The sequence below is a fragment of the Streptomyces sp. NPDC059743 genome (assembly GCF_042732975.1).
Classification (GTDB): Bacteria; Actinomycetota; Actinomycetes; order Streptomycetales; family Streptomycetaceae; genus Streptomyces.
On the sequence record NZ_JBHWGS010000002.1, the window covers coordinates 279,207 to 298,540 of the forward strand.

The following is a 19,334-nucleotide window of genomic DNA, read 5'->3' on the forward strand; positions in this document are numbered from 1 at the left end:
ACTCGTACTGTCTCTTCGTACGCACCGGCCGATTCGTCGGCCCCCATAGACGAGCCCCGGCACCAACCCCCCCCAGGTGCCGGGGCTCACCTTTCTCCTCCATCAGCGGCTTTCTCCTTCATCAGTGGCCCGCTTCTCCTCGTCCATCAGTGGCCTCGTTCATCAGCAGCCCGGTCGCTCCGTCGGCGGTCGCGGTCGCCGCGCGCAGGAGTCTGGCTCCCAGCTCGCGCAGACAATCCGTCAGCTCGGCAGGCTGACGCACCGTGAACTCGCAGTCCATGAGTGCCAGTCGCAGCGCCAGCCACTCCAGGGAGTCGGTCGTCGTGGTGCGCAGCCGGCAGGAGTCGGGGCCGGTCGGTTCGGGTGTGCCGAGATAGCCCGGGAGCCGCGCCCGCACGGATTCCACGGGCGCCGCGAAGCTCACCTCCACCTCCGTCCGCGGCTGTCTCCGTGACATCGACCGCCGCAGGAACTGCGCCGCGTCCCCGGTCGGCAGCTCACGCTGGCTGAACCGGGCGCCGGTGGCGAAGGGCTCGCTGATCCGGTCGACGCGGAACGTACGCCAGTCCTCGCGTCCCAGGTCATAGGCCACCAGATACCAGCGCCAGCCGGTGGAGACGAGACGGTACGGCTCGACCTGCCGCTTTGTCTCCGTACCGTCTCCCGAGCGGTAGCCGAAGCGCAGCCGCTCGCCGCCCGTGACGGCGCCGGCCATCACCGTCAGGGTGCGGGGATCGATGGTCGCGCCGTCGCCTCGGGTGACCGGGATCGTGGCGGTCTGGAGGGTGGAGACACGGTGCCGCAGCCGCGACGGAAGCACCTGCTCCAGCTTGGCGAGGGCGCGTACGGAGGCCTCGTCGACGCCCTCGATCGCATGGCCGGCCCCGGCCCGTAGCCCGACGGCGATGGCGACGGCCTCCTCGTCGTCGAGGAGCAGCGGAGGCATGGCGGTGCCGGCGACCAGCCGGTAGCCACCGATGGCGCCCTTGGAGGCCTCGACGGGATAGCCGAGCTCGCGCAGCCGGTCGATGTCGCGGCGGATGGTGCGCGGGCTGACGCCGAGACGGTCGGCCAGCTCGCTGCCGGGCCATTCGCGCGGGGTCTGGAGGAGGGAGAGCAGACTGAGGAGCCGCGCCGGGGTATCGGTCATGCGGTCCATGGTGCGTGCCATCTAGGACATGGACTGACCTAGATGGTTTCTAGCGTGTGGCGCATGAGTTCTACGCCCGCTGTACACGCGAGTTCTACGCCCGCCGTACTGGATACGGCTCCCGAGTCCGCCCATGATGTCTCCGCCACCGGTCCCGGTCCTGGTTCCGGTTTTGCCGACCGCCGTCGCTGGCTGGCCCTGGCCGTCGTCATGACCGCGGCCTTCATGGACCTGGTCGATGTCACCATCGTCAATATCGCCATCCCGAGCATCGAACGGGATTTCGGAGCCTCGTTCGGAGCGATCCAGTGGATCACCGCCGGATACGCGCTGGCCTTCGCCGCCGGGCTGATCACAGGTGGCCGACTCGGTGACATATACGGCCGCAAGCGGCTCTTCCTGATCGGTATCACCGGCTTCACGGTCGCCTCCGCGCTCTGCGGCTTCGCCGCCGATCCGGTGATGCTGGTCGGATCCCGGCTGCTCCAGGGCGCGATGGCCGCGCTGATGGTGCCGCAGGTGCTGGCGATCATCCATGTCACCTTTCCGGCGCACGAACGCGGCAAGGTCTTCGGGATGTTCGGTGCGGTCGTCGGCCTCGGCGCGGTCTCGGGACCGCTGCTCGGCGCGCTGCTCACCCAGTGGAATCTGCTCGGCCTGGAGTGGCGTCCGATCTTTCTGATCAATCTGCCGGTGGGTGTCGCGGGTGTGGTGCTGGGCCGGAGGTTCATCACCGAGTCCAGGGCGCCCAAGGCGCTCAGGCTCGATCTGGTCGGAGTGGTGCTGGTGACCGCGGCCCTGCTGATGCTGATCTATCCGCTCACGCGCGGGCGTGAGCTCGGCTGGCCGCTGTGGGGACATCTGTGCATGGCCGGCAGTCTGGTCGTCCTCACCGGCTTTGTGGCGTACGAGAGGCGGAAGACGCGCAAGGACGGTTCGCCGCTGGTCGAGCTGTCGCTGTTCCGGGTGAAGAGCTTCGCCGCGGGTATCGCCGTACAGCTCACCTTCGGTGTCGCGCTGGGCATCTTCTTCCTGGTCTGGACGCTCTATATACAGATCGGACTCGGCTGGAGCCCGCTGCGGGCCGGGCTGACCGGTGTGCCGTTCTCGGTCGCGGTATCGGTGGCGGCCGGACTCTCCGTACAGAAACTGGTCCCGCGCTTCGGGCGCAAGGTGCTTCAGGCCGGGGCGCTCACGATGGTGGCGGGGCTGCTGCTTTACATCTGGGAGGCCGGGCGGTACGGGCTGGAGATCCGCTCCTGGCAGATGGCGCTGCCGCTTGTCGTGATGGGCCTCGGTATGGGGCTGATCGTGGCGCCGCTGACGGACGCGGTGCTCTCGGGCGTACCGCGCGAGCACTCGGGCTCGGCGTCCGGTCTGATCAACACCACGCAGCAGATGGGCAATGCGCTGGGGCTGGGACTGGTGTCGGTGGTGTTCTTCGGAGTGGTCGACGACCGGCTCGCGGCCGGGGGAGCGGGCGCGGCGGGGGCGGCGTCCGGGGCGGCGTCCGCGATGGGCGCGGCCTTCGCGGACGGGTTCCAGCACGCGCTGTGGTGGGTGGTGGCGGTGCTCGCGGTCATCTTCGCGGTGATGTTCGCGCTGCCGGCCCGGTCGGGGGAGGCCGAGGCGGCTGACGGGACCGTGGTCGGAGTCCAGTAGCGGCGGCGGTCGGCCCTCTCTCTCGTACCTGTCTGTTCCTGTCCGTCCTGTGCCCGGATCTGTTTACTTTCTGGAAATCCTGGCGTAGCGTATCGCCGAAACCACAGGTTCGGGCATGGAACGGACGTAAAAACACATGTACGCACCGGAGCGTCAGCAGGAGATCCTGCGTCTGGCCCGTGAGGTCGGGCGCGTCGATGTCCTCGCGCTCGCCGAGGAGTTCCAGGTCACCGCCGAGACCGTACGGCGCGATCTCAAGGCCCTCGACCGCGCCGGGCTCGTACGGCGTGTGCACGGCGGCGCCATCCCGGCCGGGCGGCTCGACTTCGAGCCCGATCTCGCGGAGCGCGAGTCCACGGCGGCCGACGAGAAGGACCGCATCGCGCACGCGGCGCTCGCCGAGCTGCCGGCGGACGGCAGTGTGATCCTCGACGCGGGCTCGACCGTGGCCCGGCTCGCGGCGGCCCTCCCGCTGGACTGCGGCCTCACCGTCGTCACCCACGCGCTGCCCGTCGCCGCCCGGCTCGCCGACCATCCCGGGATCGATCTCCATCTCGTCGGCGGCCGGGTACGGCACCGTACGCGCGCGGCCGTCGATGCCTGGGCGCTGCGTGCGTACGGCGAGATCCGCGCCGATGTCGTCTTCCTCGGCACCAATGGCTTCTCGCCCGACGGCGGTCTCACCACGCCCGATCTCGCCGAGGCGGCCGTCAAGCGCGCGCTTGTCGGCGCCGCCCGGCGGGTGGTGCTGCTCGCGGACTCGGCCAAGCACGGCCAGGAGCACTTCGCGCGCTTCGGCACCCTCGCCGATGTCGATCTGCTCATCACCGACAGTGGACTCGGCCCTTCGGACACCGCGGCGGTCGAGGCCGCGGGCACCGAAGTGCTGAGCGTCTAGGGCCGGGGAGCGCGCGGATGATCCTCACCGTCACTCCGAACCCGAGCCTGGACCGTACGTACGAGGTCCCGGCCCTCGACCGCGGCGAAGTGCTGCGGGCCACCGCCGAACGCATGGATCCCGGAGGCAAGGGCGTCAATGTCTCGCGGGCCGTCGCCGCGGCCGGCCGGCGCACCGTCGCCGTACTGCCGCTGGGCGGTGCGCCGGGCGCGCTCGTCGCCGAACTGCTCGCCGGGCAGGGCATCGAGGTCGCGCCGGTGCCGGTCGCGGGCGCGACCCGCTCCAATATCGCCCTCGCCGAACCCGACGGCACTCTGACGAAGATCAACGCGCCGGGTCCCGAGCTGACCTCCGTGGAGTCGCAGTCGCTGCTCTCCATGATCCGTACGCATGCTGGCGCCGCCGCGTGGATCGCCTGCTGCGGCAGCCTGCCACGCGGGCTCGCGCCCGAGTGGTACGCCGAACTGGTCGCCCGCGCGCATCTCGCCGGGGCCAGGATCGCGCTGGACACCTCGGGGCCCTCCCTGCTGGCGGCGCTGCGCGAGCGGCCCGATGTCGTCAAGCCGAACGCCGAGGAGCTGGCCCAGGCCGTCGGACGCCCTCTCGCCACGGTCGGCGACGCCGTCAAGGCGGCGGAGGAACTGCGTACGTACGGTGCCAGGACTGTCCTCGCCAGCCTGGGCGCCGACGGCCAGCTTCTGGTCTCGGACGCGGGGACCTGGTTCGGCTTCGCCGCCGTCACCGCTGTCCGCAGTAACGTCGGTGCGGGCGACGCCTCGCTGGCCGGCTTTCTGGTGGCGGGCGGCGAAGGCCCGGAGGCGCTGGCGTCCGCCGTGGCGCACGGCGCGGCGGCCGTACGGCTACCGGGGAGCGTGATGCCCTCGCCCTCGGACCTGGACCCGTCGGCGGTCACGGTGACCGCCGACATACCGGTGGACCGCCCACTCACGGAGCCCGCCTCATGAGCCGTCTGTCGTGTCTTCCCTTTCCCTTCCCCTCTCCCTGCCTTCCCTGTGTCTCCGAGCAGACAGTCCAGAAGCAGACAGTCCCCAACCAGACAGCCCAGCAGACAGTTCTCAAGCAGATATGCGAGCGAAGGAGCCCGCGATGAGCGAGATGATCACCGCGGACCTGGTCGACCTCGACCTGGCCGCCGAGACGAAGGAAGCCGCGGCCCGCTCGCTGGCCGAACGGATGGTGAGCCTGGGCCGGATCACCGACCTGGACGGCTTCCTGGCCGACGTGGCCGCGCGTGAGGCACAGATGCCCACCGGCCTCGACGGCGGGATCGGCATACCGCACTGCCGGAGCGCCCATGTGACGGAAGCCACCCTGGCCTTCGGCCGCTCGGCGCGAGGCATCGACTTCGGTGCTCCGGACGGTCCGGCGGATCTGATCTTCCTGATCGCGGCGTCGGCCGGTGCCGACGACGCCCATCTCACGATCCTCTCGGCCCTGGCCCGCCGTCTGATGGACGAGGACTTCACGACCACGCTGCGCACGGCCGAGGACGCGACCACGGCGGCAGCCCTGATCCAGGGCGATGCCGAGTCCGGTGACGCCGAGTCCGGTGACGCCGAGCCGGAGCCCGCACCGGCCTCGCCCGCCGAGCCTGCCGCAGCGCTGACCGGACCGGACTCCGAACGAGGGAGCGGCCCGGACGAGCCCGCCATCGGCCCGGACACTCCGGTCGCTGAGCCGGGCGCAGCCGTCGCCGAGCCGGACGCCCTCGCCGCCGATCGCGTCTTCCGGATTGTCGCCGTCACCTCCTGTCCCACCGGTATCGCGCACACCTATATGGCCGCCGAGGCCCTGGAGAAGGCCGGACAGCAACAGGCCGACGTCGAGGTGGTTGTCGAGCCACAGGGATCCGCCGGTTTCAGTCGGCTCGATCCCGCCGTCATCGCCGCCGCCGACGGCGTGATCTTCGCGCACGATGTGCCGGTACGGGAGAAGGAACGGTTCGCTGGAAAGCCCACCGTCGATGTCGGCGTCAAGGCCGGTATCAACCGGCCCGCCGAACTGATCGCCGAGGTCCGCGCCAAGGCCGACCGCGGCGAGATCACCGCCTCGGCCACCGGCACCGGAGCGGACGCCGGTTCCGGAGGCTCGTACGCCACGCCCGTGGACGGCTCCGGCGAGCCCGGTGAGGGCTACGGCACCAAGCTCCGCAAATGGCTGATGTCCGGTGTCAGTTACATGGTCCCGTTCGTGGCCGCGGGCGGGCTCCTGATCGCCCTCGGCTTCGCCATCGGCGGCTACACCGTCAACACGGCGCCCTCCGTCGCCGAGCACTTCGTCTGGACGGACCACACAAGCTGGGCGGCCCTGCTCTTCCAGGTCGGCGGTCTGGCGTTCACCTTCCTCCTGCCCGTCCTCGCGGGCTATATCGCGTACGGCATGGCCGACCGTCCCGGTCTGGTGCCGGGCTTCGTCGGCGGCTCCATCGCCCTCACCATCAACGCGGGCTTCCTCGGCGGTCTGGCCGCCGGTCTGATCGCCGGCGGCACCGTGATGGCCATCCAGCGGGTGCGGGTGCCCGCTCCGCTGCGCGGGATCATGCCGGTCGTCGTGATCCCGCTGATCTCCTCGGCGGTCGTCGGCTTTCTGATGTTCCTGGTGGTCGGCAAGCCCATCGCCTCGCTCCAGAAGGCGCTCACCGACTGGCTGTCCGGCCTCTCCGGGGCCAACGCGATCATCCTCGGTGTCGTACTCGGCCTGATGATGTGCTTCGACCTGGGCGGCCCGCTCAACAAGGTCGCTTACGCCTTCGCCGTCGGCGGACTCGCCAACCCCAACGAGGGCAGCCTCAAGGTCATGGCCGCCGTGATGGCCGCGGGAATGGTCCCGCCGCTCGCGATGGCCCTGGCCACGGCCGTACGCGGCAAGCTGTTCACCCGTACCGAACGGGAGAACGGCAAGGCCGCCTGGGTGCTCGGTGCCTCCTTCATCACCGAGGGCGCGATTCCCTTCGCCGCAGCCGATCCGCTACGGGCGATCCCGTCGGCGATGGTGGGCGGCGCGGTCACCGGCGGGCTGTCGATGCTCTTCGAGTGCACCCTGCGGGCACCGCACGGCGGCATCTTCGTGATCCTGCTGATCGGCAATCCGGTCCTCTATCTGATCGCCATCGCGGTCGGTACGGCGGTGAGCACCGGGTTGGTCGTTCTGCTCAAGGCAGCCCGGAAGACGGGCCGCCCGGACCAGGGCGAGGACGCCGCCCGAGCCGAGGACGGTACGGCCGGTGGAGCCGGGGCGGAGGCCAAGGTCCCGGTGGCTGTCTGAGCCGGCTCCGTACGCTCGTACGGCCCTCCTCAGCCGCCTCGACAGCTACTGCGGCTCACCGGGCTCCGCCGGATCACGTTCCATTCCTCACGCCCTCTCCACGCCGTCTCACAGCACCCGCGCGCGAAGCTCCATGGCTTCGCGCGCGGCGCTTTCCGCCTCGTACACCTCGCACATGTGCCGGCCGTCCGGCGTCGCGGTGTGCTCCACCTCCCAGAGGCTCATCTCGCTGCCGTCGATCAGCAGGAAGGCGTGCTCGTAGAGCGTGAATCCGGCGTCCTTGCCGCCCTCGACCTGGCACTGCCGCCCGAAGACCTGTGTGATGTGGTGCGCGAAGGCCGTCCGAAGCAGTCGCGCGGTCTCCTCGCGGGGCCGGTCGGCGTTCTCCGCCCGGCGCAGCACCCGGCGCGCGTGGTCGGGGGAGTTGTCCGGGAAATATCTGCGGGGCCGACGCACCGGAGGCAGCGCGCGCAGCCCACGGAGCAGGGCGAGATGGGCATCGATCTCGGCCGTGCGCTCGGACTCCAGCTCCGCGAGCAGACCGGCCGCGACATCGTCCATGGACGTTCTGTCGCCGGGCGGTACAGCCTCCGGTCCTGCTGCCATCGGCGGTAACCCATCGGGTCCGTCGACGGCGAGCCGCTCCGCCTCCGGACTGCTGGGACGGCAGAGCCGGGTGGCGGCGAGCCGCACCTCGGACTCTTCTCCGTACAGCTCGTGCAGCCGCGCGCCGTCCCGGCCGGTGTTGTGCACCAGCTCCCACAGGGTCAGCGAACTGCCGTCGTTGAGCAGATAGGTGTGCCGGTAGGTCTCGCGGTGCAGCCCCGCACTGTGGTGCGCGGAACACAGCGAGCTGGCGTGCGCCAGCGCACTGTCGAGCTTTTCGACCAGTGCGTCGGGCAGGTCGAAGGAGTTGAGTGCCCGACCCAGGAGTCGCTCGAGGTGCGTCTCGGTTGTCTCGTAGGGATCGTTCAAGATGGGTCTCCAGGCCGTCGCCACATGTCACTTGGTGATTGCATAACGTAGCGCCTAGGGCTGACATCGCGTCCCAGGTTTGGGAAAACGAAGGGGGCGTACGTGAAGTTCCCGCGCGCCCCCTATCAACTCGGCCTCTGCGCCCGTCAGTCGAGCCCGTACAGCTCGTCGTACGAAGGGAACGTCCCACCGGGTCCCCGGACACTCTTCGCAGTCTGTACGGCCCGCACGATTGCCCTGGTCACCACGTCCGCGCCCGCCGCCAGCACCTCGTTGAGGGCCAGCGGATCCTCCTTGGCGAGAGCCCGCCGTCCCGTCGAGAGGGCGAAGACGGTGTCCCCGTCGTTGAGGAGATGCACAGGACGGACGGCGCGCGCGATACCGTCGTGCGCCGTCCCCGCGAGCTTCTGCGCCTGGGCGCGGGAGAGTTCGGCATCGGTGGCGACGACGGCGAGCGTGGTGTTGAGCGGCGCCGGACCGTTCTGCTCGCGCAGCTCGGCCAGCCGGAGCTGGGCGGCCACATGGACGTCGGGTCTCGGATACTCCGTACGACCGCTGAAGTAGCGCCCGTACAGCACGCCCGTCAGCGGATCGACCGCCGAGCCCGCCGCGTTGGCCACCACCAGGGCCGCGACGGTCACTCCGGAGTCCAGGACCGTGCTCGCCGTTCCGATCCCGCCCTTGAGCGGCCCGACGACGGCGCCCGTACCCGCGCCCACGCTGCCCTCGGCGACCGGTGCCCCGCTCGCCGTGAAGGCCGCCGCCTCCACCGCCGCACGGCCCGTCGCGGCGTCCGGGCGTATCCGCCAGTCACCGCCGCGCCCCAGGTCGAAGACACCGGCCGCCGGGACGACCGGCACCACCTGGGCCGGATCGGGACCGACCCGGACGCCGCGCTTGCGCTCCTCCAGCCAGGCCACCACTCCGGACGCCGCGTCGAGTCCGTACGCGCTGCCGCCCGTCAGCACGATGGCATCGATGCGCTCGACGATATTGCGCGGGTCGAGAGCATCCGTCTCCCGGGTGGCCGGGCCCCCGCCTCGCACGTCCACGGCGGCCACCACTCCGCCCTGCGGGGCGAGGACGACCGTGGTGCCGGTGAGCGCACGGCCCCCAGCGACACGGGCGTGTCCGACCCGCAGGCCCGCCACATCGGTCAGTGCGTCATTGATTGCCATGAACCCCATCCGTACCACGCGTCCCTCGGGAGGCCGCGAGTGTCACTCCGACCGCCACCATCACCGTCGCCACCAGCCCCGCGACGATAAATCGTCCAGGACCCGACGAACGTACATGCGATGGACGCCACCACCGATACCGGCCGCGCGAGTTGCCTCGCTTTCCGGTCCTGAAGTGACGCACAGGCGGCAACCGGACCGTGCGGGCCACCGGACCGTGGTTGGGGGCGCCCTGGCGCGCCGGCCGATATCAGGGACCCGGCGGACTGGAGGGACGGGCGGCGGGCCGGCGGGGCGCGCGCCGTGCCTCCGGGGACCGGCTGCCCGGCCCGCCCTCGCAGGAGCCTCGGTGCGGACCGCACGCCCGTACTCTGGAGGTATGAGCACCGCCTCCACCCCCGAGCCGCGCGCCGCGGAGCAGTCCTCGCCGCCACGTCCACCCGGCCCGCCCCGGCCGCATCCGGCGTTGATCTTCGACGATCCGCTGGACCAGCAGTCCTCGGACGACACGGACGGCGGCTGGGGAGAGCGGCCCGCCGGGAGCGGTGACAGCGCCGCCGATCTGGCCCGTTTCCTGGACGAGAAGCCGCCCCACCACCTCTGACCGCCACCGCCGGCCCCGGCCGTCAGGCCCTGGAAGGCCGGGCCCTGTCCGGCCGGTCTTCGCGGGTCTACGAGGAGCTCTGCCCGGACCCGCCGCGCTGGGCGACCAGAGCGTCCCTGATCTCCTTGAGCACCTCCAGCTCGCTGACCTCCATGACCTCCTTGACTTCTTCCTTGGCGGCCTGCTGCCTGGCCCGCCTGGCGAGATACCTGGCCATCGGCAGGACCATCAGGAAGTACACGACGGCCGCCGTGATCACAAAGGTGAGGACCGCGCTCAGCACCGTGCCCCACATGATCGGAATTCCGGTGACCACCTCGCCCGCGGCGTTCGTCTCGCAGGGCGATTGGATGCACGAGCTGTACTTGTTCAGATCCTTGGTGCCGAACGCGCCGACCACCGGGTTGATGATGCCCTTGACGACCGAGTTCACGACATTGGTGAACGCCGCGCCGATGACAACGGCGACCGCGAGGTCGATCACATTGCCGCGCATCAGGAAGGCCTTGAAGCCCGCCAGCACGCTCTCCTTCTCCTTGCTCACGAGTGAGCCTTTCTTCACATGGGCGGTTCGAGTGACAATCTGCTCCGCAACCTAAGGCAGCGCGTGCCCACGCTGTCCAATCCGCCCACGCGATCAGGCGACGCCACAGCTCGCCAGTGCGACTCAACAGGCCCCGGCCCGGCACCGGATGGCTTCGCCCCCGCCAACTCAGCACACCGCCACCGCCAGCCGCGAGGTGGCGCTCGCCGCTGCCAGCACCGCGGCGGTCGCACGCGGCACGGACAGCACGACCAGTGCTCCACCGTCCGAAGAGAATTCCCGCGTCTTCGGGATCTCTGCCACCCGGACTCCCGTCGCCACTACCCGGGCCTCGGGCTCGCCGTCCATCACTCCCGCCGGCCCCGGCGCGATCGCGGCTGCCGCGATCACATCGACCCGGTCGCCACGCCGCAGCAGCCGGACCGTCTCCGCATCCGCGATGCGCACCGCCGTGGACACCAACTCGCTTGATCGACCGGCGGGTTCTCGCCCGGACGACGAGGGCGGCGATGCGGCCACGGTGTCGCCCGCAGGTCGCGCACGCCCTTCCGTATCGGCCGAGGCACCGACCGCGCCGCTCGCTCCGGTGGCGGCCAGCGCGGCGGCCGTCATCGCCAGACCGGCCGCTGTCGTGCGCCGCCGCCTCAGCAGCGCCCAGCGCAGCCGCTGTTGGGAGCCGCGCACCCGCAGCGGACCGAACGGCGGCACACCGCGAGGCTCCGGCGCGGAGGGTGGAGGAAGAGGGAGTGGCAGGGAAAGGGCAGGGCGAGAGGCTGGGGCAGCGGCGCGGACAGCGGGAGGAAGGGACGGATCACACGAGCCATGCGAGTCGTGGGAGTCGTGCGAGAAGGAATGGGACATGGCAACCACCGCCTGACGTGAGGAGTTTCGCGATCGCTCCTCACGATCCACGGTCCGCCACGATCCCGCCGAGGCCTGTGGACGGTCCGCCGATTGTGGACAAGTCCGCCACCCGCACGGGTGGTTGCCGCCCTCGCCCGCCCGAATCCGGTTCCTCCGCGCATGGTTCGCGGAGGACCGGGGCAACTCGGGATCAGGGCAGTTTGAGCCCGGTGTCGATCCCGTCCAGCGCATGCGAGCAGAGACAGTCCCGCGTCTCACTCGGCTGCAGTCCGCCCACCGCGTCGAAGAGCACGGTGCGCAGCCGGTCGACATTGGCGGCGAAGACCTGGAGGACCTCCTCGTGGGAGACCCCCTCGCCGGTCTCCGCTCCCGCGTCCAGATCCGTCACGAGCGTCATGGAGGTGTAGCACAGGCCCAGTTCACGAGCGAGCACGGCCTCGGGATGACCGGTCATCCCGACGACCGACCAGCCCATCGCCGCATGCCACTGAGACTCCGCCCGAGTCGAGAACCGCGGCCCTTCGATGACCACGAGCGTCCCGCCGTCCACCGGCTCCCAGTCGTGCGCCCGCGCCGCCGCGAGCGCCGCCCGGCGGCCTTCGGGACAGTAGGGGTCGGCGAGCGAGATATGGACGACCTTGGACGCGCTGCCGTCCGGCAGCGGCACTCCGTCGTAGTAGGTCTGTGTCCGTGCCTTCGTACGGTCCACGAGCTGATCGGGTACGAGCAGCGTGCCCGGCCCGTACTCCGTGCGCAGCCCGCCCACCGCGCACGGGCCCAGCACCTGCTTCACACCGACGGAGCGCAGCGCCCACAGGTTGGCGCGGTAGTTGATGCGATGCGGAGCAAGGCCGTGCGAGCGGCCATGACGAGGCAGGAACGCCACCTGTCGGCCGGCGATCTCGCCGAGGAAGAGAGAGTCGCTGGGCGGTCCGTACGGAGTGTCCACCTGGACCTCGGTCACGTCCTCCAGAAAGGAGTAGAAACCTGAGCCACCGATCACACCGATCTCTGCGTTCGCCATCCGATCACAGTAGCGGCCCCGTCACAGGCATACGCGAAGGACCCCGGCCGTAGGAGAACGGCGGGGTCCCGGCGAAGAGAGGAAACGACGCGAAAGGCAGGACGCGGATCAGGCGGCGGAGGAGCCGCTGGAGCTGCTGCTCGACGTCGAGGAGCTGGAGCCCGAGCTCGATCCTGAGCCGGTGCTCGAACCGGACGCGGAGGAACCGGAGGTCGAGGAGGAGGCCGCCGCCGCGGCCTTGGACTCGGACGACGACTTCGTACTCGCGGAGGCCGAGCCCGACGAGTTCGCCGAAGCGGGCGCGCTGCTCGACGACGAGCCACGGCTGTCGTTGCGGTAGAAGCCCGAGCCCTTGAAGACAATGCCGACCGCGGAGAACACCTTCTTCAGGCGTCCCTGGCAATTCGGGCATACGGTCAGGGCGTCATCGGTGAATTTCTGCACCGCTTCAAGGCCCTGGCCGCACTCGGTGCACTGGTACTGATAGGTCGGCACTTGCTCCTCCTGGCACTCTCACTCAATGAGTGCTAACGACGCTCCATAGTGACGTATTCCGCGCGATCAGTCCACTGCCACCGGCTCGCGGTGACTCATCCCACGCGCGGCGACTCGTCCTAAGGCCTTCGGGGCCAGTCGGGAGCGGAGTACCACCAGGGTGGCGAGCGCCAGCACCGTACCAACCAGCGGCACCATGAATCCGGCGCTCGCGCCATGTGCGTCGGCGAGCCGACCCGCGGCGGTCACGGCCGCGGCCTGGCCCAGCGCTACCGCGCCGGTCAGCCAGGTGAACGCCTCGGTACGGGCCGAGGCGGGCACCAGCGACTCGACCAGTGTGTAGCCCGTGATCAGCGCGGGCGCGATACAGAGCCCGACCAGCAGTCCGAGCCCGGCGAGCAGCGGCGCCGAGTTCACGGCCCACAGAGTGGAGGCGACCAGAGTCAGTCCCGTGTATCCGAACAGCAGCCTGCGCCGCGGGCCGGCCTTCCAGGCGGCGGCGCCGCAGACGATCCCGGCGAGCATATTGCCGGCGGCGAAGATTCCGTACAGCACACCGTTCACTCCGGGGGCACCGATCTCCTCGGCGAACGCGGTGAGGGAGACCTGCATTCCGCCGAAGACCGAGCCGATGCCCAGGAAGGCCACGACCAGTACCCGTATCCCGGGCACGGACAGCGCGGACGTACGCGGCTCTCCCGGGGCTTCGGCGCCGCGTCGGCCGGTCCGAGGTTGCGTTCCGCGCTGGGCGGCGAAGAGCAGGCCGCCGACCAGGGTGAGCGCGGCTTCGGCGATCAGTCCGGCCGCCGGGTGTATGCCGGTGCACAGTGCGGTCGCGAGCACGGGCCCGATGACAAAGGTGAACTCGTCCGTCACGGATTCGAAGGCGGTGGCGGTCGGCAGCAGGGAGGAGGTTCCCGATGTACCACTGAGCAGGGCGGCCCAGCGTGATCGCACCATGGGGCCGATCTGCGGGACGGAGGCGCCGGTGGGCACGGCGGCGATGAACAGCGCCCACAGAGGAGCGTCCGCCAGCGCGAGCACGATCAGCGCGGCAGCGGAGACGGTGTGCGTCAGCACGCCCGGTACCAGTACCGCGCGCTGCCCGAACCGGTCCGCGAGCCTGCCGCTCTGCGGGGCGAAGACGGCCATGGAGACACCGGTGACGGCGGCGACGGCCCCGGCGGTGCCGTACGAACCGGTGGTGTGCTGGACGAGCAGGACGATACCGATCGTCAGCATCGCGAAGGGCTGTCGAGCGGCGAAGCCGGGCAGCAGGAATGTCCAGGCACCGGGCGCACGCAGGAGCCGCCCGTACCCGGGACGGCGCGGAGCGTTCCGCGTGCGCCGCGTGAGTCGCGTCTTACGGGGTATGGCGGGCTCGTCGGTGCCGACCGTGTTGCGGGACACGGTCCTTGCCTTTCTGCCGCCTGGTAGCGCGCCCCCGCGGTCACGGGGGCAGCCGAGAGCTGTCCTCTTGCGCGGAACTGCGGTAGATACCAGGGCCCACTACGGGAAGCGCCACGGCCGCCATACGGTCGCGCCAGCACTGCGTCAGGCAGAGGTGGTCGATCAGTCAGGTGCGCCTTCACCATACAGGTACGAGCATCACGCGCCCTCGGAATCCCCAATTACCGGCCACCCGCGCCTGCGATTGCACGAGCTCACTCCCACGCCCGCCACTCATAGGCCACCCACCACTCACCCGCCATTCGCCCACCACTCACCCGCGATGACGACAGCCCCGCCCGGTCATCCCGACCTTCCGCCGATCCCCGCGCCGGTTCCCGCACCCGTACCCGAGCCGTTCCCGCCGCCCGTACCACCGCCCGGACCCATGCCCGTACCGGAAGACGTCCCCGTCCCCAGCCAGCCGGCCAGCTTGCCGCCCTGCGCCACCGCCCGCAGCCGCCGTTCCGCCGCGTCCCGTACCGGATCCGTGGCCACCACCAGCAGCTCGTCACCACGGCGCAGCACGGTCGCGGGCGACGGCACGAAGCTCTTGCCGTCCCGTACGACCAGCGTCACCGCCGATCCCGAGGGCATCCGCAGCTCGCCCACCTCCACACCGTGCATCTTCGACCGCTCCGGGATCGCCACGGAGAGCAGATGGCCGCGCAGCCGCTCCAGCGGAGCCGACTCGATGCCCAGATCGGAGGCCGCGGCGGTGCTGCCGAGCCGCAGCGCCTTCGCCAGCCAGGGCAGCGTCGGGCCCTGCACCAGCGTGTAGACCACGACCAGGATGAAGACGATATTGAAGATCCGCAGGCTGCCCTCGATCTGCGACACCATGGGGATCGTCGCCAGAATGATGGGCACCGCGCCACGCAGCCCGGCCCATGACATCAGCGCCTGTTCCTGCCAGGGAATACGGAACGGCAGCAGGCTGATCAGCACGGACAGCGGCCGTGCCACCACGGTCAGTACGAGTCCGACGATCAGCGCGGGCAGGAAGTCGTCGCCCAGTTCATGCGGTGTCACCAGCAGCCCGAGCAGGACGAACATACCGATCTGCGCGATCCAGCCGAGCCCTTCCGCGAAGCCGCGGTTGGCCGGGGCGTGCGGCAGTTTGGAGTTGCCGAGGATCATCGAGGCGACATAGACGGCGAGGAAGCCGCTGCCGTGTGCCGTGGCGCCGAGCGCGTACGCCGACACTGCGATGGCCATCACCGCGATCGGATAGAGCCCGGAGGCCGGCAGGGCGACATGCCGCAGCCCGAAGGCGCCCGCGAAGCCCACCGCCAGCCCGATGCACGCGCCGATGGCAAGTTCGAGGGCGATCACGCCGACGAGTACGTACCAGTGCTCGACCGGACCGGACGCGGAGAGCGCGACCACGATGATCACCACAGGCGCGTCGTTGAAGCCCGACTCCGCCTCCAGCGCTCCGGCCACCCTGGCCGGCAGCGGCACCTTGCGCAGTACGGAGAAGACCGCCGCGGCGTCCGTCGAGGAGACGACCGCGCCGATGATCAGCGCCTGCCGCCACTCCAGGCCGACCAGATAGTGCGCGGCAGCGGCCGTCACGCCGACGCTCACACCGACACCGACGGTCGACAGCGCGGCGGCGGCGGGCAGCGCCGGCCTCACTTCTTTCCACTTCGTGCCGAGACCGCCCTCGGCGAGGATCACCACAAGCGCGGCATAGCCGATGACTTGGGTCAGTCCCGCGTTGTCGAATTTGACATGGAAGATGCCGTCCTGCCCTATGACGACCCCGATGCCGAGGTACAGAAGCAGGCTGGGGAGGCCGCTCCGGGACGAGATCCGTACGGCCGCGACCGCGATCAGCAGCACGAGTGAGCTGACGAGCAGGAGTTCATTGAGCTGGTGGACAGTCAGCGGCCGATCCTTCCCCTCGCGCACGCCGGATCGTTCCTCCGGCGGCCAGTACTTCGTTACCTTACCTAATCTTTAACGTTTTCTTGACGCGTTCGATCGCCTGTGCGAGCGCGGATGTGATCCGAGTCGCCATAGCGCGCGAATTCCGGCAAGATCCCGGCCGGAACCCTGTAGGAATCCCGCTTGTATCCCTGTGTGGTCGTCCGATGAGTCGCACTACATGACACCGCGTCGGGGGCAGGGAACGCCTGCGCCTATGGTTGCTCCAGCATTCCAGGACCACCCTGCCCCTCGAAGGACAGCGATGCCCGCCAACACAGCCCCCCCTTCCGTCAAAAAGAAGGGGCGACGCGCCCGTCTGATCGTGATCGTCCTGGTGCTGGCGCTTGTCGCGGGTGTCGGCTACGGCGCGTACTGGGGCGTCGGCACGGTCCGTGCCTCCTTCCCCCAGACCACGGGATCGATCCAGCTCAAGGGCCTCTCCGGACCCGTGGACGTACGGCGGGACAGCTACGGCATCCCGCAGATCTACGCGAACTCCGACGAGGACCTCTTCCGCGCCCAGGGCTTCGTCCAGGCGCAGGACCGCTTCTGGGAGATGGACGTCCGCCGCCATATGACCGCGGGCCGGCTCTCCGAGATGTTCGGCTCGGGACAGGTCAAGACCGACGCCTTCCTGCGCACCCTCGACTGGCGCGGAGTGGCCCAGCGCGAGTACGACACCGAGCTCTCGGACGAGACCAAGAAGAACCTCCAGTCGTACGCGGACGGCGTCAACGCCTATCTCGAAGGCCGCGACGGCAAGGACATCTCGGTCGAGTACGCCGCGCTGAACCTCACCAACGACTACAAGCCCGCGAAGTGGACGCCGGTCGACTCGGTGGCCTGGCTCAAGGCGATGGCCTGGGATCTGCGCGGCAATATGCAGGACGAGATCGACCGCTCACTGCTGACGAGCCGGCTGAGCGAGAAGCAGATAGACGAGCTGTACCCGTCGTACCCGTACGACCGGAACAAGCCCATCGTCAGCGAGGGCGGGATCGACCCGATAACCGGAAAGTACGACCCGAAGGCCGAGCCCAGCGCCACGGCGCCGGGCAGCACGACCGACGGCACAGGCACGAGCGCAGGCACAGGCACAGATCCGGGCATCGGCACAGGCACCGGTACGGGAACAGGGACCGGTACGGGCACCGGCACCGGCAGCTCCGTAGGCACCGCCCTGAACAGCGTCAGTGACACGAGCGCGACCGGCGACAGCGCGACCGCCACCAGCGCCGCCGGCGCCACCGCGAACTTCAACTCCCAGCTCGCGGCCCTCTCCGGCACCCTCGACGAGATCCCCGCCCTGCTCGGCCCGAGCGGCAACGGCATCGGCTCCAACTCCTGGGTCGTCTCCGGCACGTACACGACCACCGGGAAGCCGCTGCTCGCCAACGATCCGCACCTGGCCCCGCAGCTCCCTTCGCTCTGGTACCAGATGGGCCTGCACTGCCGCAGCGTCTCGGAGACCTGCCAGTACGACGTCGCGGGCTACACCTTCTCCGGAATGCCCGGCGTCATCATCGGCCACAACCAGGACATCGCCTGGGGCTTCACCAACCTCGGCGCCGATGTGACCGACCTCTATCTGGAGAAGGTCGACGGCGGCTCGTACCAGTACGGCGACAGCGAGAAGCCGTTCAAGCTCCGCGAGGAGACCATCAAGGTCGCGGGCGGCAAGAGCAAGAAGATCACCGTCCGCTCCACCGACCGCGGTCCGGTGGTCTCCGACCGCGACACCGAGCTGGCGAAGGTCGGCGAGAAGGCGCCGGTCGGCGATGTCGCTCCCGACCGCGGCGACGGATACGCCGTCTCGCTCCAGTGGACCGCGCTCCAGCCGGGCAAGTCCATGGACGCGGTCTTCGAGATCAACAAGGCCAAGGACTTCACCCAGTTCCGCAAGGCGGCCGAGCACTTCGACGTTCCCTCGCAGAACCTGATCTACGCCGACACCAAGGGCAACATCGGCTACCAGGCGCCCGGACGCATCCCGATCCGCGCCGAGGGCGACGGCCGGATGCCGGCTCCCGGCTGGGACCCGAAGTACCAGTGGAAGGGATACATCCCCTTCGACCAGCTCCCGTACGAGTACAACCCGCAGCGCGGCTACATCGTCACCGCCAACCAGGCCGTCGTCGACGCCAAGAAGTACCCGTACCCGCTGACCGAGGACTGGGGCTACGGCGCCCGCAGCCAGCGGATCAACGACCTGATCGAGTCGAAGATCAAGGACGGCGGGAAGATCTCCACCGCCGACATGCAGACCATGCAGATGGACAACAGCAGCCAGATCGCCAAGCTGCTGGCGCCGATCCTGGTCAAGCTCGATGTCAAGGACCCGGCCGTACGCGAGGCGCAGAAGCTCCTCGAAGGCTGGGACTACACCCAGGAGCCCGACTCGGGAGCCGCCGCCTACTTCAATGCCGTCTGGCGCAATGTCCTCAAGCTCGCCTTCGGCAACAAGCTGCCCAAGGAGGTACGCGTCAAGGGCCAGTGCCTCAGCGTCCGTCCCGCCGACAGCACGGGCCCGCTGGACGATCTCGACCAGCGCGTGAGGGAGTGCGGCCAGCGCGATCGGGACCTGGCGCAGCCGGACGGCGGGGACCGCTGGTACGAGGTGGTGCGGCGCATCATCGACGACGAGGACAATCCCTGGTGGAGCATCCCGGCCAGCCGCAGGGACTCGGCCGGCACGACCCGCGACGAACTGCTCCAGCGCGCCATGGCCGATGCCCGCTGGGAGCTGACCGCCAAGCTCGGCAAGGACGTGTCGAGCTGGACCTGGGGCCGACTGCACCAGCTCACACTGGACAACCAGACGCTCGGCACCAGCGGGCCCGGCTTCCTCAAGCAGATACTCAACCGCGGTCCGTGGAATCTCGGCGGCGGCGAGGCTGCGGTCAACGCGACGGGCTGGAACGCGGCGGGCGGCTACGAGGTCATATGGGTGCCGTCGATGCGGATGGTCGTCAATGTCGGTGACTGGGACAAGTCCCGCTGGATCAATCTGACGGGCGCCTCGGGGCACGCGTACAGCGCGCACTACACCGACCAGACGAGCAAGTGGGCCAGAGGCGAGCTGCTCGACTGGTCCTACGGCGTCAACGCGGTGGAGCGCACCACGACCGACACTCTGACGCTGACGCCCTAGCGGTGACAGCGTGAGTCCCGGCGTGAACGTGAGCTCCTGCGTGAACGTGAGCCCAGGCGTGAGCGCGAACTCCCGCGTGACGGGCGCTGGGCGGTGTCAGCCTCCGTGCCGGCGCTGCCC

At 69.8% G+C, this 19,334-nt stretch carries 15 protein-coding genes; 6 read left to right on the top strand and 9 right to left on the bottom strand.

The genetic code is table 11. The annotated features are described in order from the left end of the window. Window positions 1-121: 121 nt before the first annotated feature. Window positions 122-1,150: a helix-turn-helix transcriptional regulator gene (locus ACFV6H_RS04365; protein WP_385538505.1), complete on the bottom strand. Its 1,029-nt coding sequence runs from the start codon at window positions 1,148-1,150 to the stop codon at window positions 122-124. A gap of 63 nt (window positions 1,151-1,213) precedes the next feature. On the opposite strand from ACFV6H_RS04365, the gene ACFV6H_RS04370 reads away from it, so the two are divergent. The 4 genes from ACFV6H_RS04370 (at window position 1,214) to ACFV6H_RS04385 (ending at window position 6,995) form a co-directional block, all read left to right on the top strand. Continuing rightward, window positions 1,214-2,812, top strand: coding sequence for an MFS transporter (locus ACFV6H_RS04370; protein ID WP_385538508.1), 1,599 nt, complete (start codon window positions 1,214-1,216; stop codon window positions 2,810-2,812). Window positions 2,813-2,948: 136 nt separating this feature from the next. Beyond that, window positions 2,949-3,710 (top strand): DeoR/GlpR family DNA-binding transcription regulator, encoded by a 762-nt coding sequence (locus tag ACFV6H_RS04375; protein ID WP_384977093.1) that lies wholly within the window; start codon window positions 2,949-2,951, stop codon window positions 3,708-3,710. A gap of 17 nt (window positions 3,711-3,727) precedes the next feature. Further along, a complete protein-coding gene (gene pfkB / locus ACFV6H_RS04380; protein ID WP_385538511.1) occupies window positions 3,728-4,675 on the top strand; it encodes a 1-phosphofructokinase in 948 nt (315 codons plus the stop codon). Window positions 4,676-4,817: 142 nt separating this feature from the next. Beyond that, the gene (locus tag ACFV6H_RS04385; RefSeq protein WP_385538514.1) at window positions 4,818-6,995 is read left to right on the top strand and encodes a fructose-specific PTS transporter subunit EIIC; all 2,178 of its coding nucleotides are present in this window, start codon (window positions 4,818-4,820) and stop codon (window positions 6,993-6,995) included. Between the two features lie 108 nt (window positions 6,996-7,103). Here the strand turns inward: ACFV6H_RS04385 and ACFV6H_RS04390 are convergent, their stop codons facing one another. Then, entirely contained in the window at window positions 7,104-7,970 is an 867-nt protein-coding gene (locus tag ACFV6H_RS04390; protein WP_385538517.1) for a DUF6227 family protein, read from the bottom strand. Window positions 7,971-8,116: 146 nt separating this feature from the next. Beyond that, window positions 8,117-9,148 (bottom strand): P1 family peptidase, encoded by a 1,032-nt coding sequence (locus ACFV6H_RS04395; protein WP_385538520.1) that lies wholly within the window; start codon window positions 9,146-9,148, stop codon window positions 8,117-8,119. 379 nt (window positions 9,149-9,527) lie between these two features. Here ACFV6H_RS04395 and ACFV6H_RS04400 point away from each other — a divergent pair, with 379 nt between their 5' ends. Further along, window positions 9,528-9,752 (top strand): hypothetical protein, encoded by a 225-nt coding sequence (locus ACFV6H_RS04400; protein WP_384779548.1) that lies wholly within the window; start codon window positions 9,528-9,530, stop codon window positions 9,750-9,752. Between the two features lie 67 nt (window positions 9,753-9,819). On the opposite strand, the gene mscL is transcribed toward ACFV6H_RS04400, so the two are convergent. The 6 genes from mscL to ACFV6H_RS04430 all read right to left on the bottom strand — a co-directional run bounded on the left by mscL (window position 9,820) and on the right by ACFV6H_RS04430 (window position 16,045). Continuing rightward, window positions 9,820-10,296 (bottom strand): large conductance mechanosensitive channel protein MscL, encoded by a 477-nt coding sequence (mscL, locus tag ACFV6H_RS04405; RefSeq protein WP_385538523.1) that lies wholly within the window; start codon window positions 10,294-10,296, stop codon window positions 9,820-9,822. Window positions 10,297-10,464: 168 nt separating this feature from the next. Next, window positions 10,465-11,004, bottom strand: a complete 540-nt coding sequence (locus tag ACFV6H_RS04410) for a hypothetical protein (protein ID WP_385538526.1) — start codon at window positions 11,002-11,004, stop codon at window positions 10,465-10,467. A 346-nt stretch (window positions 11,005-11,350) separates the two neighbouring features. Beyond that, window positions 11,351-12,184, bottom strand: a complete 834-nt coding sequence (locus tag ACFV6H_RS04415; protein ID WP_384779557.1) for an S-methyl-5'-thioadenosine phosphorylase — start codon at window positions 12,182-12,184, stop codon at window positions 11,351-11,353. 108 nt (window positions 12,185-12,292) lie between these two features. Next, window positions 12,293-12,679, bottom strand: a complete 387-nt coding sequence (locus ACFV6H_RS04420) for an FmdB family zinc ribbon protein (RefSeq protein ID WP_385538530.1) — start codon at window positions 12,677-12,679, stop codon at window positions 12,293-12,295. A 66-nt stretch (window positions 12,680-12,745) separates the two neighbouring features. Then, window positions 12,746-14,053, bottom strand: a complete 1,308-nt coding sequence (locus ACFV6H_RS04425; RefSeq protein ID WP_385538957.1) for an MFS transporter — start codon at window positions 14,051-14,053, stop codon at window positions 12,746-12,748. Between the two features lie 378 nt (window positions 14,054-14,431). Beyond that, the gene (locus ACFV6H_RS04430; RefSeq protein ID WP_384977109.1) at window positions 14,432-16,045 is read right to left on the bottom strand and encodes a potassium/proton antiporter; all 1,614 of its coding nucleotides are present in this window, start codon (window positions 16,043-16,045) and stop codon (window positions 14,432-14,434) included. Between the two features lie 280 nt (window positions 16,046-16,325). Between ACFV6H_RS04430 and ACFV6H_RS04435 the strand changes: the two genes are divergently transcribed. Continuing rightward, entirely contained in the window at window positions 16,326-19,214 is a 2,889-nt protein-coding gene (locus tag ACFV6H_RS04435; RefSeq protein ID WP_385538533.1) for a penicillin acylase family protein, read from the top strand. The last annotated feature ends 120 nt before the right edge of the window (window positions 19,215-19,334 follow it).

What these genes read in the sequence shown, in the direction of transcription:
- ACFV6H_RS04375 (WP_384977093.1), top strand. Translation starts at nt 2,949, where the DNA reads ATGTACGCACCGGAGCGTCAGCAGGAGATCCTGCGTCTGGCCCGTGAG.
- pfkB (WP_385538511.1), top strand. Translation starts at nt 3,728, where the DNA reads ATGATCCTCACCGTCACTCCGAACCCGAGCCTGGACCGTACGTACGAG.
- ACFV6H_RS04365 (WP_385538505.1), bottom strand. Translation starts at nt 1,150, where the DNA reads ATGACCGATACCCCGGCGCGGCTCCTCAGTCTGCTCTCCCTCCTCCAG.
- ACFV6H_RS04395 (WP_385538520.1), bottom strand. Translation starts at nt 9,148, where the DNA reads ATGGCAATCAATGACGCACTGACCGATGTGGCGGGCCTGCGGGTCGGA.
- ACFV6H_RS04415 (WP_384779557.1), bottom strand. Translation starts at nt 12,184, where the DNA reads ATGGCGAACGCAGAGATCGGTGTGATCGGTGGCTCAGGTTTCTACTCC.
- ACFV6H_RS04435 (WP_385538533.1), top strand. Translation starts at nt 16,326, where the DNA reads ATGCCCGCCAACACAGCCCCCCCTTCCGTCAAAAAGAAGGGGCGACGC.
- ACFV6H_RS04385 (WP_385538514.1), top strand. Translation starts at nt 4,818, where the DNA reads ATGAGCGAGATGATCACCGCGGACCTGGTCGACCTCGACCTGGCCGCC.
- ACFV6H_RS04370 (WP_385538508.1), top strand. Translation starts at nt 1,214, where the DNA reads ATGAGTTCTACGCCCGCTGTACACGCGAGTTCTACGCCCGCCGTACTG.
- ACFV6H_RS04400 (WP_384779548.1), top strand. Translation starts at nt 9,528, where the DNA reads ATGAGCACCGCCTCCACCCCCGAGCCGCGCGCCGCGGAGCAGTCCTCG.